At 34.3% G+C, this 16,888-nt stretch carries 13 protein-coding genes and 1 pseudogene; 7 read left to right on the top strand and 7 right to left on the bottom strand.

The annotated features are described in order from the left end of the window. The first annotated feature begins 12 nt into the window (after positions 1–12). Positions 13–678, top strand: coding sequence for a response regulator (locus tag K7A41_RS02965; RefSeq protein ID WP_265712553.1), 666 nt, complete (start codon positions 13–15; stop codon positions 676–678). A 197-nt stretch (positions 679–875) separates the two neighbouring features. Here K7A41_RS02965 and K7A41_RS02960 read toward each other — a convergent pair whose 3' ends face one another. Then, positions 876–1,034: a hypothetical protein gene (locus K7A41_RS02960; protein ID WP_265712552.1), complete on the bottom strand. Its 159-nt coding sequence runs from the start codon at positions 1,032–1,034 to the stop codon at positions 876–878. A gap of 121 nt (positions 1,035–1,155) precedes the next feature. On the opposite strand from K7A41_RS02960, the gene K7A41_RS02955 reads away from it, so the two are divergent. The 6 genes and pseudogenes from K7A41_RS02955 to K7A41_RS02930 all read left to right on the top strand — a co-directional run. Beyond that, positions 1,156–3,270, top strand: a complete 2,115-nt coding sequence (locus K7A41_RS02955) for a phospholipase D-like domain-containing protein (protein ID WP_265712551.1) — start codon at positions 1,156–1,158, stop codon at positions 3,268–3,270. Positions 3,271–3,281: 11 nt separating this feature from the next. Next, complete coding sequence (locus K7A41_RS02950; protein ID WP_265712550.1) at positions 3,282–4,235, top strand: hypothetical protein; 954 nt, start codon at positions 3,282–3,284, stop codon at positions 4,233–4,235. A 5-nt stretch (positions 4,236–4,240) separates the two neighbouring features. Continuing rightward, positions 4,241–4,765, top strand: coding sequence for a thermonuclease family protein (locus K7A41_RS02945; protein WP_265712549.1), 525 nt, complete (start codon positions 4,241–4,243; stop codon positions 4,763–4,765). Positions 4,766–4,968: 203 nt separating this feature from the next. Next, positions 4,969–5,406: a hypothetical protein gene (locus K7A41_RS02940; RefSeq protein ID WP_265712548.1), complete on the top strand. Its 438-nt coding sequence runs from the start codon at positions 4,969–4,971 to the stop codon at positions 5,404–5,406. A 31-nt stretch (positions 5,407–5,437) separates the two neighbouring features. After that, positions 5,438–5,725 (top strand): DUF3892 domain-containing protein, encoded by a 288-nt coding sequence (locus tag K7A41_RS02935; protein ID WP_265712547.1) that lies wholly within the window; start codon positions 5,438–5,440, stop codon positions 5,723–5,725. Positions 5,726–6,089: 364 nt separating this feature from the next. Then, positions 6,090–6,209: pseudogene (locus tag K7A41_RS02930) on the top strand (ATP-binding protein); the annotation flags it as partial. A gap of 88 nt (positions 6,210–6,297) precedes the next feature. Here K7A41_RS02930 and K7A41_RS02925 read toward each other — a convergent pair. From K7A41_RS02925 to K7A41_RS02900, 6 genes are all read right to left on the bottom strand, one after another. Next, positions 6,298–8,088, bottom strand: coding sequence for an ATP-dependent nuclease (locus tag K7A41_RS02925; protein WP_265712546.1), 1,791 nt, complete (start codon positions 8,086–8,088; stop codon positions 6,298–6,300). A 179-nt stretch (positions 8,089–8,267) separates the two neighbouring features. Then, a complete protein-coding gene (locus tag K7A41_RS02920; protein ID WP_265712545.1) occupies positions 8,268–12,443 on the bottom strand; it encodes an NACHT domain-containing protein in 4,176 nt (1,391 codons plus the stop codon). Between the two features lie 195 nt (positions 12,444–12,638). Next, complete coding sequence (locus K7A41_RS02915) at positions 12,639–13,460, bottom strand: hypothetical protein (RefSeq protein ID WP_265712544.1); 822 nt, start codon at positions 13,458–13,460, stop codon at positions 12,639–12,641. Next, entirely contained in the window at positions 13,460–14,206 is a 747-nt protein-coding gene (locus tag K7A41_RS02910; RefSeq protein ID WP_265712543.1) for an SLATT domain-containing protein, read from the bottom strand. The genes K7A41_RS02915 and K7A41_RS02910 overlap by 1 nt, the downstream gene beginning before the upstream one ends. A 283-nt stretch (positions 14,207–14,489) precedes the next feature. Further along, on the bottom strand, positions 14,490–15,047 hold the full coding sequence (locus K7A41_RS02905; RefSeq protein WP_265712542.1) for a hypothetical protein: 558 nt from the start codon (positions 15,045–15,047) through the stop codon (positions 14,490–14,492). 8 nt (positions 15,048–15,055) lie between these two features. Further along, positions 15,056–16,885, bottom strand: coding sequence for a UvrD-helicase domain-containing protein (locus K7A41_RS02900; RefSeq protein ID WP_265712541.1), 1,830 nt, complete (start codon positions 16,883–16,885; stop codon positions 15,056–15,058). Between the last annotated feature and the right edge of the window lie 3 nt (positions 16,886–16,888).

Below are 16,888 nucleotides of genomic sequence, written 5' to 3'. Positions count from 1 at the left end.
GATGATTATTGTATGTTTAAAAAAATACTCATTGCCGAAGACCACGATACAGAAAATTTTGCAGTGCAAGTCACACTGCGTGATTTGGGAGTTGTTGATCCCGACTATGTTTATTATTGCGACCATGCTCTCGCTTGGATCAAAAATGCGATACGTGCCGGAGAACCGTATGACCTATTGATTACCGATATTAATTTTAAGGATGACGGTTTTACTCAAGAGATAAAAGACGGCCTTTCCCTTATCAAAGCCATAAAGTCGGTGCAGCCAGATATCAAGGTCGTCGTGATGACGGTACAGGAAATGACACCGGCAATTCACGAGATGTTTAAGGCTAATCAAATTGATGGCTATGTTTTGAAAGCGCGTAGAGGAAGAGAACATCTAAAAGAAGCTCTTCAGATGGTTTATCAAGGTAGGATATATCAATCTGCCGACAATAAGAAAACTATTCACAACCAAAATTCATTTGAATTTTCCCAACTTGATCTGCAGATTGTCAATCTATTGTATCAGGGTATTCCACAATATCGGATGCCCGAGATACTCAAGCAATTGGGCGCGAAAGCTTCCAGTCTCAGTACTATCGAGAAACGATTGAATCTCATGAAGGAATCTCTGGGTTTTACTAACAATGGACAATTAATTGCTCATTGTAGAGATGCTGAATTAATATAATCCTGACCTTACGGTTTCCCGTAAGAAGCTGTTAGTGAATCATGTTACCTTTGAACAGATAGATAAATAGCAGGGAGTTTAATCTGTCCAATATGACTAGTTGCATCTAAGAGATTAGCGCCGTATGTTAACCAATTACATGAACAGACAAAGGCTATCACCTGATAGCCTTTCTTATTTTTTCTATCTGACCTCTTCTACATTTCACTCGACATATTGTTGTTCTCCTCAGGTTTATTCGAAAATGTATTGATCGAATTCAGACTGTAATAGGCGATTCCGTTGTCCGGAAATTCTTGGAGGATCTGCTCATAAAGAGTCTCTGCTTTTTCGCCTGCATAGTTTGCGAATAGCAAAATGCAATAAGGTTAAGCTTACGGGAAACCGTAAAATCTCCTTTACGGGAATTGATACTTTTGAAATGATGAAACGATAAACACCATATAAGTCATATAACCGTATTTAACTGAAAACAAAATGAATACAGATCAATTGATCCAAGATACACTTTCCGATAGCAGAGTTATCTATGAACGTGTGAGGCAGGAGTTATCACAAGCCCGAAATGAGGTGCTGATCGCAATGGCCTGGTTTACCGATGGCGAACTGTTTGCTACGGTTCAGGGCTGCCTTGACCGACACGTGAAAGTCTCGATCATCATCTCTGACCAGCCCGACAATGAAAAGCTTGATTTCGCTTTGCTGGAAAGGCAGGGAGCCGAAGTTACCAAAGTAAAAAATGTGGGCTGGGGAATGATGAATCAGAAGTTTTGCGTCATTGACAGCGCCGTTGCCATCACTGGGTCTTATAACTGGAGCAATAACTCCAAAAGCAACAACCATGTCAGCGTTATCATCACCAATTACCCTAAGACCATTGCTGAGCTCACAGAAACCTTTCACGGCATCCGTAACAGAGCCATACGGATTAACAATGGCGAATCGCTGGAAGACATCATCGAATCTGAAAAAAACGATATATCTATGCAAATTAAGACAGAACCTTCCAGCTCCCGCTATTCGTCGGGGGCAGAGCTCAATTTTCAACAGCAATCTTTGAAAGAGTTCAAAGACGTGCTGGATAATATCATTGCCTCAGAGGTCGGCGCATTTGACAGGGATCTCGTCAAGTTGAGCGGCTATAATCGGGCAAAGGAAAATAATGGCGATCATCAGATTTTACATCAGGCGATGGACAGTCTGTACTCCAATTTTATTAACGAAATCGAAGTCATAGCTGAGAAGAAAGAGCGGCTTAAAGTACGTATCGACGAACAGCAGAAGGTGAGTTCGACAAACATGGAATTCCGGACCGAACAGGAAATCGATAAAATAAAAAATAATGCGCTCGTCGAAAAGCAGAATTTAGATTCCGACATCAATTCATTAACCGCTAAAATTGAAGAAAAGCGGCTCCAGATTGCTTCAAATAACAACACAAGAATTCCTTTTATTGAAAGTAAAATTATCGCGCTGAAGCAAAAGATCAAAGAACTGGAGGTTGAGTTTGTCAGGCCTTCTGTTAACAAACCCATTATGTTTATTCTGTCGGCGACGACTTTGTTACTGGCCCTGTATATATTCGTCTTTTACTCTTCCGTGGCCTATATCTTTATTTTTTCCAAGGAGGAGATCAATGAGATGATGCTGCTCGGCGCTGCTAATACCGAGTCACCCGAAGTCTTTAATCCGCATGCTATTTCCAAAATAGGACAAAAAGGAGCGGGCGGTATTCTGTTTCTATTTTTGTTTGTCGCCATCCCCTTGGCATTGGGCATGTACAAGGTATTCAGAGACCTTTTTGAGCCCGAACAGAAAAACGATTCAGAGCAACCGACTATCTGGCAAAAAGTCAAAGCCGCCTTTGTAAATAATCTGGGAATCATTTTGATCCTGGTGGTCGATATTTTTATCGCCTACAAAGTATCCAAAAATATAAATGATATTGAACTCCTGACCAACAAGACTGATCAGCATCTGACACTCTCCACCGTCCTCTTTGACAGTAACTTCTGGCTGGTATTTATCCTGGGTGCTCTAGGTGTTTTCCTCTTCGGTTTCTTTTTCGAAAAGTTATTGAACCAGATCAATGAACGTAATCTGTCCTTTCAACAGCAGAAAACCAAGCATATTGTACAGAGCCATCAGGCAGAGATCAACGAATATCAGGAGCAGATCAACAAAATCCGGTTGGAAAACGATGCCTTGCAGGCCGAGCTTTTCACCCTGCAGGTCACAAAAGAAGATAAGATCGCTCAGGTACAGCAGCTACCCATTCTGCAGAATGAACGTGTGGGCGGGTTGCAGCATCAGCTGCTCACATTTAAGGAACGGATCAACAACATCGCACAGATCTACAAGAGCCAGATTGATAACGATAAGTTGCCTATTTCCAAAGCTGAGATGGAAAACCGCGTCAATATCTATATGGAAGGCTGGAGTAAGTATCTTTATGAGGTATACGCCATCCTCAAAGCCGAAACTAAAACACGGGAAGCCGTTAGCGAATGCGAAACTTGGCTTTCCAATTTAGGGATGCGATCCGATATCAAACACGAACTGCTAGAAGACGTCACCGCTTTTAACAACTAATACCCTTTCCAATGAAAATCCAGTATATTTTTTCTTTGCTTACAATAGCTGTTTTTGTTGGCTGTGCCAGTGATGATTCTGTCAAACAGCAGGTTATGCTCAAGGACTATAACATCATTATTGCACCCGATCTATCCAATAGGATCAACACACAATTATATCCCAAACCAATCCATGACACGGTCCTGATCCGGGAACTTATCGGCCATAGTAGTAACCTTTTATCGCTTAGCAATCGGAGCTCCGGACAGCTGGACATTTATAAAATTGATTTTATCAATCGTGGTATATTGAATACGGCTTCATTCGATCCCAAGAAGATGACCATCGATTTTGGTCGGTTTGCAAATCATCAGCTTGATAGGGCTGGTTATATCCGAAAACAACTGAAGACAGACATGCGGATATTCTCCAATGAGGTCAATCGTGTATACGATTATTCGTTGAAAAATCCTTCAGGCGCCGATGTGTGGAATTATTTTAACGAGACAATCAAGAGCTCGCTCGTCGATGTCACTCCACAACGTATAGAAGGCAGCGGTAAAATCATCGTTGATAAGAAAAATACCAATGTGGTATTGCTCCTGACGGATGGTTACATCGAAAGCACCAACAAGGGGAGGGGATATCGTCTCGGTTCGGAGCTGGTCGCCAAGATCCGCAAAGATTTTAATGCAAGTGGTCAGCGCGACCTGACCGCTTTTATACACGCCGATTCTTCTTATGCGATCAAGAAAACCGACTATAACCTGAAGGATGTCAATATTTTTATTGCTGAACTTGTGGACCGTTCCTTAGATCCAACGGGCCAAGCAAATGAACAGCCTACGGATTTTCAGATTATCAAAGTAGTCTGGGAAAAATGGCTCAAAGATAGCGGCTGTACCAATGTTAAGGTAATTCAGGCTGTGAATACCAAAGATCAGTTTTATCAGGAGTTTGAACAATTCCTCAAAACCCTGTAGACCAAATGAAAAAGTGGATAAATATAGGGATGCTTCTTTTTTTGATGAGCTGCGGTCGTCCCGGAGATATTATTCGGGCCGGTTTTGTATCAAGCAACAAAAGTATGGGAAGCAATGGCTTAGTATATAAAGTCATTGATGGAGATACTTTTTGGATCAAAAATCATCAAGGTATTAATATTAAAATTAGATTGATTGGCATTGACGCTCCTGAAGATCGGAATGCGTTCCATAAAAAGAAGCATCCCTTTGGCAAGACTTCCAAACGTTATCTGGATAGCTTAATACTTCATAAGCAGATCCGGTTGGAATATGACGTGGATTCACTGGATCGCTATGGGCGTACTTTGGCTTACGCTTATCTCGACGATATTTTTATCAATGCAGCAATGATCAAGAATGGGTTTGCTCTTTTAATGACTGTGCCACCTAATGTCCGCTATCAATCACAGCTTGTTGTATCTCAAAAACACGCAAAGGAAAACCGCCTAGGTCTTTGGGCTCTAGGTTATAATCCTGAATTTGACTAGGCATTAATAATTGTCGGCACTGTCTTTTAAGCGTTTTCACTGAGTGGTTGTTATCTGAGATTTTAACGCAGGTCATATGCTTAATTTAGAGAAGTCGTAAAATAGAAAAGTATGAATTAATCGTCCTATTATGGGTTTCCGTAAATAACGGAGTTTTGTCAGATTTATCTTTGTATAGATTAATACTAGTATATTAAAATTTTATGAAAAATGTAATAATCTTATTTATTTCTTTCTTATTTATCGGATGTAAAAAGGAAGATACTGAGACCGATACCTATGGTTACGAAGCAGAATGTGAACAGTGCGATATCAATTACACTGATGACCTTGGAGCTACCATCTATATAAATGGTCATCAAGGAACATGGAGAAAAGAATTCCCACGGTCAATTTTTTCAGAGATGAAAGTGACTGTGACTGCTAGACAGTCAACTTCTGGCAATGTGTCTGCTCATATTGTTAAGAATGGTAAGCGTTTGGTTTCACAATTCGGTAGTTTTAGTGCTACTGCTAGACATACAGTGAAGAGTTCAGGCGCTTCAAAACCAATTTCAGGTATTTGTGGTGCTCCGACTCAAAAGGGTGGACCATGTCAGCGGAAAGTATCAGGCGGTGGAAGGTGCTGGCAGCACAGATAGTCGAACTTTATTAACTTTTAAATTTATAATTATGGCAACATCACATGAAATTAAATGTATTAACAAAACCAATCGTCAAAATGCACATGAAAGGATTGAAAAAATTGGTGGAAAAAATCCTGATGGTCAATCTTGGAAAATAACACAACAAGAAGCTATCGAAGGAATTGAAAACGGTCGTTGGAGCTTCTATGTCAATCGGGGAGGAAGAGTTATTGACGTTATAGTAGCAGTAAGCGCCGCGGGTAATAAGTATATTAAAACTCGGAACGATGGTGAACAACCTAACAATCTTCTCAGTTTACCAGAATGTTTGTAAATCTGTTTTAAGATAGATTAGGTTACTGATTGACTCTCAGCCAAATTGTTGACGTATAGCAGTTTGGCTTTTTATATTATTTCCATTCAACTTTTCATTGCACATGATTGATTAATGTGTTGAATCGTTTATTAAGTCCATTCAACATTCGATACCGTTAGCTGTTAGTCCGAGTTTTAATAATGATTAGACCTTATTCGAACCTGCTTCGGAAACTTCGCGCTGCTGGCTAATGTTTACGTGGGTATTGACCAGTCTTTAGGTAGGTAATTCCTGCTTGAAGTCTGGCCAATGCCTGGATGTAGTTTGGCTTTTATCTGCTGATCATCCGCAAATGGTACGAATTTTTTTGATACAATTTGATTCAATCGCGGACGCTGTATTGGACCGGATTGTACATACTTCTCACCGAATTGAACTTAAGGGTGAAAGTCTAAGAAAAAAAGGTGAAATTGTCAGGCTATTGGTAAAAATCCCCAGATAACCAAATCTGAGGGGTCAGTATTGCCGGAAAGGGGTCAACATCACCGGAATATGCATTATGAGACGGCTTTAAAAGATTTGATTGATAATTATTTATCAATCAAATCTTTTAAAGCCGAAATTAAGGCGTCAAAATTAGAGAGCGTCTCTCTACCGATCTTTAGCTTCTCATTTTTTAATAAAAGCTCTTGGATAGATCTATTTAATACATTTTTTGTTATTTTAGAATTTGGATAAAGATGGGTAACAATTATTTTTTTGTCATCTTCTAAAATTAAGTCTTCCATGTCAAATTTATCCCATTTGGGATTAATATCAGATAAGGTGAAAATTGACGATTTTAGGAAGTCGCCGTAGAGTTTGAGGTATCTTTCTTTTTGTTGCTTTCCTTCACGGTCATCATCTAGCAAAATAACAAATTTTGCTCCCCAACCAAGATATAGGCTAATAAGAGTTTCCATATTTGAAGCACTTGTGCTTGGCACTATTTTGGGAAGATGTTTTATGTTTAGCATCTTCCCAAAATAGTGTACAGTATAAAAATCATTCTTGCCTTCTGTAAATATAACTTTAGGTACTAATTCTAGCTGTGAAGGTTTAAAATCAAGCACTTCTAAAATGGGTTGAAAATAATTGCTTTGATTAGGATGTTTTACTGCAAACTCTCTGTACTTGCTAACTTTTATTTTAGTATTTTTTGAATTAAAGTCCTCTTCATTTTCGTAATCTATCGCTTCATTTTTAATTACAAATGTGCTTTCTAGCCATTGAGGGTTAATCAAATATTGACTGTGAGTGGTATATATTACTCCTGGAAGTTTCTCAAAGCTTTTTAGCAATTCAGACTGCGCTGAGGGATGTAGATTTGATGCTGGCTCGTCAAATAGGAATAATGCATTTTTATTTTTTTTTCTAAATGTTCTAAATTGGGTGAGCAGAATATACACGAAAAACCATCTGAATCCTAAGGATCTTTCAGATATTCTATATGTGTCTACATCATCTTTAATATTAAATTCTACATATGGTCCGCCATCATCTTCTCCAGTGATTAAAACAATTTCTTTATCAGTTTGATCTTTATTGAAAATTTGATTCCATTTTTTAAAGATTACTTGCGTGAGTAATTTCTGAAGCTTTCCAATTAAACTGTTGAGATTTCTCTTATCATTGTTATCTGATGATGTAATTCGGGCTATTAAATGGTCGTTTATATTTAAGTCGTTCTCCAAGGCATCTAATGTATCTTGAATTATTTGTTGATAAAATATATGTTTTTTATCCTCAATCGTATCATTTAGATATATTTTTTCGGGAAAATCGAATAAGAAATTCGGAAAGTAAAGAATGCTTGGGATTTTTAATCTGATGAAATTAAACACTTTGAGAACATCTTCATTTTTTAATTGTTGTTCTTTTTTACTCTTCCCTTTTCGTCCATAAATAGTATAAACCCAAAGAGATTTATCTTTTTCCTCTATATGCTTAGATTTTTCAAAATGATATTCTTGGATATATCTTATCGTATCATCTATTTTTGTGATTGTGATATCGTGTTTTCTAAATTCCTGTGTTATCTCAATTTTGTCTTCTAGATTTAGAATGACACCTGCTTCAATACCAATGTAATCATTGAAATTATCTCTCTTATTTATTGGAATTAGAGAATGAATATCTTCAACTTCATAATTTTTTAATTCTAATACATCCAACTTTTCATTTTTATGTTTGAAATAGTTGATAGCTTCCAAGATTGTAGTTTTACCACTTTCGTTTAAACCTACAAGTGTGAAAATATCACTATTTGGTGCTTTTGACAATTCGAGAGTTTCGTTTTCAATTCCCTTGAAATTTCGGAATTTAAAATATGTAAATTTCATAAAGTTTAGAAGGTTTAATAAAACTTTTGGTTATGGACTTTTACGTTAGTTCAAGCAAAATCTAATATAAATAGATTTCGCTTGAAAAGCAATAAAATTGTATAGATATGGATATGCTTTACAGCTATATTTTTCAAATGTTATGTCGGAAAACTACTCTCATGAGAGTAATATGGTCGCTAGCTTCTATCGCTAATGGTAGCTAATATTTGCTTAGCATCCACTATCGAATAGTTATTAACTACTGTATTGAAATAATGATTGTTAAACGTTAAAATTAGATTTTGAATATTGCGTTTAATGTTATCGTCTTGGAACTCTGACTTTAGTTGTTTTAATCCTTGTGTTAAATAGCTGAATGCATCTGAATTATTTTCAAGCAGCCCTTTAATATTAAAAATTATTGCCTCATAAATAGAATTGGAATTATTGTAATCTTCATAATTCCCGTTATAGTATAGCTCTTTTAACCCTTTTAACATGGATTGAATAGTTTTTTCCAAAGAGAGTTCTTTAAGATATATCGAAATGCTGTTGTTTCTACTAGTTGACAGAATATCTTCACCGACTTTTATAGATTCAGAAATCCAGATTTTGATTGCTTTATCATTTTTAGTTCTAAATAGATAATTGATCAATTTTGCTCGACGGTGTATTTGATAATTACTGATATTACCGACTAAAATATCGACAAATTGATTCGCCCAGTTATGCCCCTCTTGCAAAGCTAAATCAAATAGGTACCATTCTAATGATGTATCATCGCCATTTTCTAAAATTCGTGATTTGGTGCTTTCTTCATCTAATATATCCTCAAGGTCCCCTCCAAGTTCTAAATAGAGCTTACTCAAATGCATTTTTGACTGGGAGTCTATATCCTTTCTACTTAGTAATTCATTATAAGCGATGTCGATGATCCCCTCCATATTTAATTTCTTCCCTGCATAAAGATGATTTAATAGGATATTTGAAGGAAATTTCCTATTCTGTAAATTGAAGATTATTTTTTCTTTTAATTTCTCCATATCTCCAGTGTTTTCAATAATGAATTGTGTAATTGAATTCGAAGACACATGGGGATAGAGGTCATAAATTAAGATCTTTCTGTACATTTCATCAGACATCTCAAAACGTAGTATTTTATAGAGTTCGAATACTTTTATTTTTTTATAATTAAACTGAAAATTTCCATTTTCGTCCGCCCAGAAAAAGTCTTCAAAATCTTCAGTACCAATTTGCTGTTCACACCATTGACGGGCAAATAAAAGTAGATTATTATTAATAGGACTTGAACGATTCCTTTCTTTTAACATGTTTATAATGGATTTTATCTTGAAATTATCCCATGTTTTGTCGTTAGAATATATTTCAATAAATTCCTCCAATGTGAGACTCTTCCCTCGACTATAAAGACCTATTTCTGTTAAAGCCAATGACCTCATATATTGATCTATTTCGCCACTCTTCATAAGATCCAAGTAATCTTTAATTTCATTGGAGCCATAACATTTAAAAATATTAGATGCTTGATCGAAGAAAAGATTCCGGTCAAGCAATATCGACTGTTTTTCTTGATCTTTCACAATTTTGATATCATCGTTAGTTAGTGGCTTCTCAAAGTCGGGGATTTCGTAATGTTCGCCGTAAGGCCAATATCTTTTAATTTCATTGAATAGTTGTTCATCTTGATAGAAACACATTTTCAAGATGTTGTCGAGTGCGATTATGTCTTGCTCTGATCCTTTAGATAAGTTTTGTAGATCTTGAAGATTTTTTATTGACAAAAAAGGAACAGAAAAATGCAATGTTTTTTTCCATTTTAAAGCTTTCTTAAAAATGAAATCATTTAGGTCAAGCTGTTTGAAGAACCCTACAAAAAATGTAAAGAAAGAATTTTCGAATTCAACCAGCTCTAATTTTGTCATCAATTTATATACTAATATTATTATTTCCTTGTTCTCTTTCGCGAATGCATCAATATTTGAAAATAATGTGTTTATTTCATATGATTCAAATACAATCTTATTTGAATCTTCAAAACGATCTACTCTGTTTGGATTATTTACGAGATATCTTAGAAATTGAGATAGATCCCCAACAGTTAGAGGGGTGCAAAGAGTATCTTTTATATAGTAAGAAACTATAGAATCATATATATCTATATCTTCAGTCTCAAAAATATCTATGCTGTCCAAAATAAATTGAGTGTATCCCGAAATTCTTTCGGTCTTAATAATTGTTAGGAATGCTTCCCGGATATCAATATTTTTTGTGTCGAGGTTTGAATTTAGATAATCTTCAAAGTTTGCTTTAGATAAAATTTTACACGCATGTAAGGTTCCCAAAATCTGCCCTTTTATTGAATTACAAGTTTGGTCATCATATAACACTTTAGATAAACTTGTTCTAATAAGGGCCTTATTGGGGGGAGTGTGTTGATCATTAATTAAAAGAACTAATGCATTTCTTGTTAATCCAATATTATTTCCATTTGTAACCTCATTTAGAAGAAATTCAATTTTTTGTCTATCAATAATGCAGAAGTTTGCAATATCTTGTAAACAGAATTTGTTTGAAGAATATAGAGACAAGTCTTCTGCTTTGTATTTGTTCCAAATCTTTAAAAATATGCGATCTCTGATTTCCTTTCTTAATTTATCACTTTCAAATTTTAACAATACTTCAGGATCATGTTCAAGTAATTCTTGTAGAATTTCATTAAATAGTTTATCAGAGGTGGTCTCATTGGAAATTAAAAAAGATAAACTGTTCAATATCCTTTGATTAACTTGTTTTAACCCATTTCCATTCACAAAAATAATATCTTTTATTGCGTTGATATTAGTGGTGCCAGAAAGGATTTCTGCTGTCAAATACTCTTGGATATTTTTATGTTGAAAAGACCACTTGTCTTCGACAAAAGTTGATGTGTGTTTTTCAATGATACTCAGATTATCTAACAATTCTATATCGTCATCATCAATCTCAAATTGTTTTAATTCGGCTGTGGAGACAGCGGTCTTTCCTATTATGGATGATAGAAAGGCAATCTTTTTGGCTACTGAGAATATATGGTTAATCTTTTTTTTATTATTGTATCTTTTGATATCTCTATGGAGATTTTTTAGTGTAATTTTTTTGAGTAGTTCATTTCTATTATTCGGAAAGTTATCACTTTTATAGAGATCTATCAGATTAACTAGGTAAAAAGGGGTAAAACAGTATTCAAAAAAGTTGTGTTTTTTTAATTCATCCAAAAATATATCTGACTTTTCAGCTAACTGTAGTTTAGTGAAATTCTTTACATCGATTTCAGTCAAATTATTAAGAAAACAAAGTTGGGCATCGGAAATAGGAAGATTATTTTTATCGATAAAATTGCTTCTCACCGATAATAAGAAGTGAACTGGTCTTCGTTGAATAAAAGAGTTGAACTTCTTTATAATGATCGGGAATAATTCTGGCGAAACTTCATCTAATCCATCTAATATTAGAAATAAGCGCTCATTGGGAATATTATTGTTTAGAGCGTCTGATCCAAATAAAAAAACATCTAATTCTTGTCCATCATAATTTCTTAGATCAGCATATATTGGGAAAATATCTTTGTATTCCGAAATAAGGTAATTAACGGTGTGGCGTACCTCTATACTTTTACCTATTCCCGCAGAAGCAGTCAATATTAATTTTATAGCTGATGAATGAGATTTATATTTTTCTCTAATAATCTCTTGTAGTGAAAGAGAAGTGCTTGTTTGTTGGTCATCTAAAATTTGAATATTTCGAGGAATATAAAATGCTATATTGAAATTGTAACTTCTTCTTTCGGGTAAATTCAACCTTTCAATGTACTTAGCATAGGCAGGACCGTAAAATTCTACTGTGACTTCATGTCGAAAATATCGATAAACAAGTCCAATATATTGATCCGATGAATTGCTTCTGAGATGTGCATTTATTCCATCAAAATCCCATACTCTAAATTCTATTTTATTCTTTTTAAGTTTGTCTCGAACATCATTGAGTGCATTTTCGTGATTTTCTTTTGCGCTAAAATCAAACGATGTACATAAAATAAATTCCTTCGTTTTATCCCTGAATTTGCCGTCTAGGAATAAATTTACGATATCTTGAATTTCGGAAGGACTAATGTATAGTTTCTTTTTGCATTGAGCTACAATTATCTTTTCAGATTCTTCCGTTGAAGCATAAATGTCTATACCATCCTGCTTACTTCCTGTTTTGAGGTATTCTCTGGAATCCACTATACCAGTATCAAGTTTCAGGAGATCTGTGCAAAACTTTTGAAATGTTGTCCAGTCAAGAGTATTTATAGGTAAAGAATGTAATGGCATAATCCCGCAATAAAACCCTAAAATAACGAATATTTATTTGTTGACTCTAGCAAATACATTATAATTTAAAATATAAGTCATTCAGGAGAATCATCTCTCTTTTTAGAAAATATAATATTTTTCAAAGCCACCTTTTGCATTTTATAAGTCCATTAAATCCTGTGCAGTAATTTCAAAAATAGGTAATGAAAGCTGCTAACTTGTTTTCTTCGGATAAAGAACATTTGGCCGGATGATTTTATATTTATTTTCAATATTCTTGATCCAGTCCAATTTTTCGAGGACTATTTGCAAAGTAAAAAACTTTGTTTGTAATTTATCTTTCATATTTTCTTTTATAAAAATCTCCTTTTCATCCTCAGGTAATGAGGCGAAAATTGGATCGGCCTTGCTATTTTGATCAGCATAATAGGACATGAAGAAATCCATAATATTCTTGTACAAATTTTTATCATGAGCAACAACTTTTATTGTATATAGCTTACGATACATTCGTTTAACTACTTCGCTATAATTCCTAAAGACAATGTTTAATAAAAAGCTTTTGTCTTCCCAAGACAACGTGGGTTTTTCAACTATCCAGATATATAACTCAAGTTCACTACAATAATCATCTAAAAAACGTCTTGACCCATGTAAATTGTAAAATAAGCTCTCTACGGTGTCATCCAACTTTGTTAAAATACTTGAATACACATCATGTTTATCTGAATGCTTTTGTCCTGTAAACTCTAGTTGTCGATAGATATTATCCAATGCCCTGTCAAGTTCAATGTTCTTATTATTATCCTTAATCTGTGTTAAGGAGCTTTGATAGGTAGCATACACAAATATTACAGTGATGATACTAAAGGCGAGAGAGAGCAAAGCTATTACTGCATTTATGCTATTATAACCTTTGTCATCATCAATTCCGCTGCCTTTCCAATAGCTGTAAATACTAAAACCAATTACACTCGATGAAGCTAATATTAACAGTACAAGACCAGTATATAAGTAAAAAGTGTTTTTTTTCATTATTTGATCACTTCATAAATTTTTAGAATATTAAGACCCACGAAAAGTATAAGCGGTGCCCATATTAGTAGGTGATATTTAAATTTCACCAAGAAGTAGTATTTAGCCTGTCCAAAAAAGCGTTCAAAGAAGTTTAAACCATGATAATGATACTTATTCAATATAAATTTCTCGCGATCGTAAGATTTGTGGTTGTCGTACTTCCGAAGTACTAAATCATATTCGTTGCTTATCTCTCGAATTCGCTTTCTCTTTTCTTCATCAGTTTCTTGGCTTTTAGATAGACGTAGCTTATTATAGAGCTCGCCGATTTCTAGAGCGCAGCTGTGAAATTTTTCAGCTTTGACACCGTGGTCTTCGGCACTTTCTAGTTGACTATATAGTAAGATAAGAATAGAAAAAGCTGTGGAAGCGAATGCAACATCATTCGCTGTTATATTCAACTTCCAGAAACTAAGATTATATATATGTACAATATTTATGACGATCAAATATGCTGATAAAAATCCCACTGATTGCGCTGATAGTTTTTTCTGGATTAGATTTCTAGTACTAGCTTCAAATCTAGCCCCTTTTGTTGACCAAAGTTTATAATTGAGTTCTTGCTCAAAGTTGTCCTTCAACAGATATGGTGGTATCTTCTTCTTATTGCGTTTTATACTTCGAAGACGTCCTTTTGCTCTATATCTCTGGTAGAACCCATAAAACAGATAGTTGTTTTTTATGTCATCTAGTAAATTGTTCATAACTGTATTTCAAAATTATTTAAAAAGTTAGGTCTTCATCAGCTTGTTTGTATAATATTACACGTGGAGCAGATAGTGTAAAGATTATTTGTTTGCTACAATTTCAATAAGTAAATCATATGTCTTGTCTCGAGCTCCTGATTTCTCTTCCTCGTATTTGTATACCGAAGTCCCCTGATATTTTTTTTAATTCAAAAGCTATTAATTCAATTTTAAATATTTTTTAATCGGTAGGCTAAAGATACCTAGATATTGTTTGTCGGATTTTTTATTGACCTTAAGTTTATATTGTTGTCCACCCTAACCTTTTCTCTATTGCATTTCTTATTGTTGTTTGGATCTGACGTGGCGCTTTTCGTATATACTCCTGTGCTATCATCCTTTTATCTTCAGGTAACGATTCCAGGTACTTGATTACATTTTCTTCATTGTGCGATAGGTTGATTTTATATTTAAATTTTATGGAAAGATTAGTCCATATTACCGCGTCGATGTCGGTTTGGTCTATCCATTGTTTAATTTGTTTTTGCCAAGTGAAATTAGTAGGGGAGAAAGTATCATTCGATTTCTCGTAATATCCAATTGTATTTACGTTACTGCCTTCCCTGACAGCTAGGTTTAAAATAGCGTCTTTTAGGATTGAATGTGTCGAAATCGAGAATAAAGTTTGAACTTCTTTTGCCTTTGGGTCTATAACAAGAGTTAATCTGCCATCTTCAGATATTCTGGAAAACTCAAGGGGTAGGTAAGGGCCTCCACTGTTCCAATCCAGTTCTTTGTCAAAATCTAAATTTTTCGGTTGCCAAATTAGTGACCCCCAGCCCAATATTGCTATTTTCATGATATAGTTTATTCTTTGATAAAGTCTTCGACGTCAATTACATTTCCTTCCCCAAACCAGTTTGTTACTCTTTTAAGAGCAATGTTATCTATCTTAGATAACATTAATACTACTAATTGATCTTCAGCTCTAGAGCATTCAACATAAAACAGATTTCTCGTTCTAAGGGTTCTTTTTTCGCTGTCATCAGTATTGTTAAAAAAATTATTAAAATTATACTCGCTTTTCCACTCTGTATCATCTATAACAGTTAGAACGTTTCTGTACTGATCTCCCTTTGTACCGTGTTTTGTTGAAAATATAGTTTCGTTTTGGGTATGTTTCCAAAAATTTAGTATTTCGCGGTATGGTAATTCTAAAAAGGAATTATACAGAGTTTTATCTTTTTCAATTCGCTCTAGGTTTCCTTGATCTAGTTTAGTTATATCTTGATTTATTCTTTCTAAGAATATGTAATAATTTTTGGAAAATAATATTTCCTTTTCTATAGCCGATTCTAGTACATCGCTAATCTTGCTATTTTCTCTGTTGATAGCTAAATCATCTAGAAAAGTGGAAATTTCTTTCTTCTTGTAATGCTTAAAATCATTTAAAAAAGTACCATTTTTTCTAATAAATCTGATGGCTTCATTGTGGTTTTTAGATGTCCAATAATCCATTAGGTGCTCTAATCCAATTTTTCTCTCCTCTGATGATTTTTTATCAATATAGCCACAAAATAGTTTAATCAAAATATGATTTCTGTCTAATAGATTATCCTTTACTGTCAGACTGTTTCTGTTTGAAAAGATGGTATACAATCCGGAAAAACCAGCTCTTTCAGCAATTCTACTATTTGCTAACACCAGTATCTTATCTTTACTTTTAGGGTTGAAATTCCATCCATTTTTCTCTAATTTTTTTAGAAGCTTATCATAGAAACTATTTTTTATTGGTTTTAATGAGTCTTCAAAATCTTTTACTTTTTCCTTTTTTTCTTTTTCGGGATGATTCTTCCAATAGACAAATTTGACCGATCCGCAATTTTCTCTTTTAGGTATCTGTTGAATATTGGATCGAAAGTTATTTAAAAATTTTACTACTGCTTTTGACGATCTATAATTTTCTTCTTTTTTTATTAATCGGAGAATAGGGTTGTCTCCATAGTAATATGCTTCAAGATCACCTATGCCGCTATCATAAATTTTTTGATGGGAGTCGCCATAAAAACCTAGAACAATTTTTCCTTTATTGTGGTTCACTAGATTTTTAAGTAATAAACTTATCGTTTCGATCGAAGTATCTTGATACTCATCAATTAGTATAAAAGGATATTTCTGTGCTGTAATAGAGGAAATTAAAGAATAATTGTCAAAAATCATTTTTGACAATTCAATAACGTCATCGTGGTGTATTTCTCCACGTTCAAAGTCACGGAAGGAAGAATCATTATAAAATATCGCACTTATAGAATCGATACGTTCATTTAGATTACTTATATATTTAGAGGCTTTACCTTTCAAGATGTCTTCTCTTAATCTAATTTCATTAAGCTGGCATAGTTGTATTTTTAATTGTTTTTGAAATTGTTTTATGCATTGCCATAGAAACTCGTGAATTGTAAAGACATTCACAAGTTCATTATACTCAATTCTTTTTATAATCTCATTCTTTGCTACATTTGTATATGTGATACAGATGATTTTCTGCCTCCCATTTCTCAACTTTTCGGCCTGATTTTCTATCAAATGTCTCAGAGTTTGAATAAGTGCATATGTCTTACCGGATCCAGCTCCCGCTTCAACTACATAGCTCTGTTTGCTTTCTATACAAGAGATTATTTCTTCAATTGCTTGCATAAT

It is taken from the genome of Sphingobacterium sp. InxBP1, assembly GCF_026191775.1.
Lineage (GTDB): Bacteria > Bacteroidota > Bacteroidia > Sphingobacteriales > Sphingobacteriaceae > Sphingobacterium > Sphingobacterium thalpophilum.
Note: the sequence above shows the minus strand (reverse complement) of the source record. Positions and strands in the feature narration are given on the sequence as shown.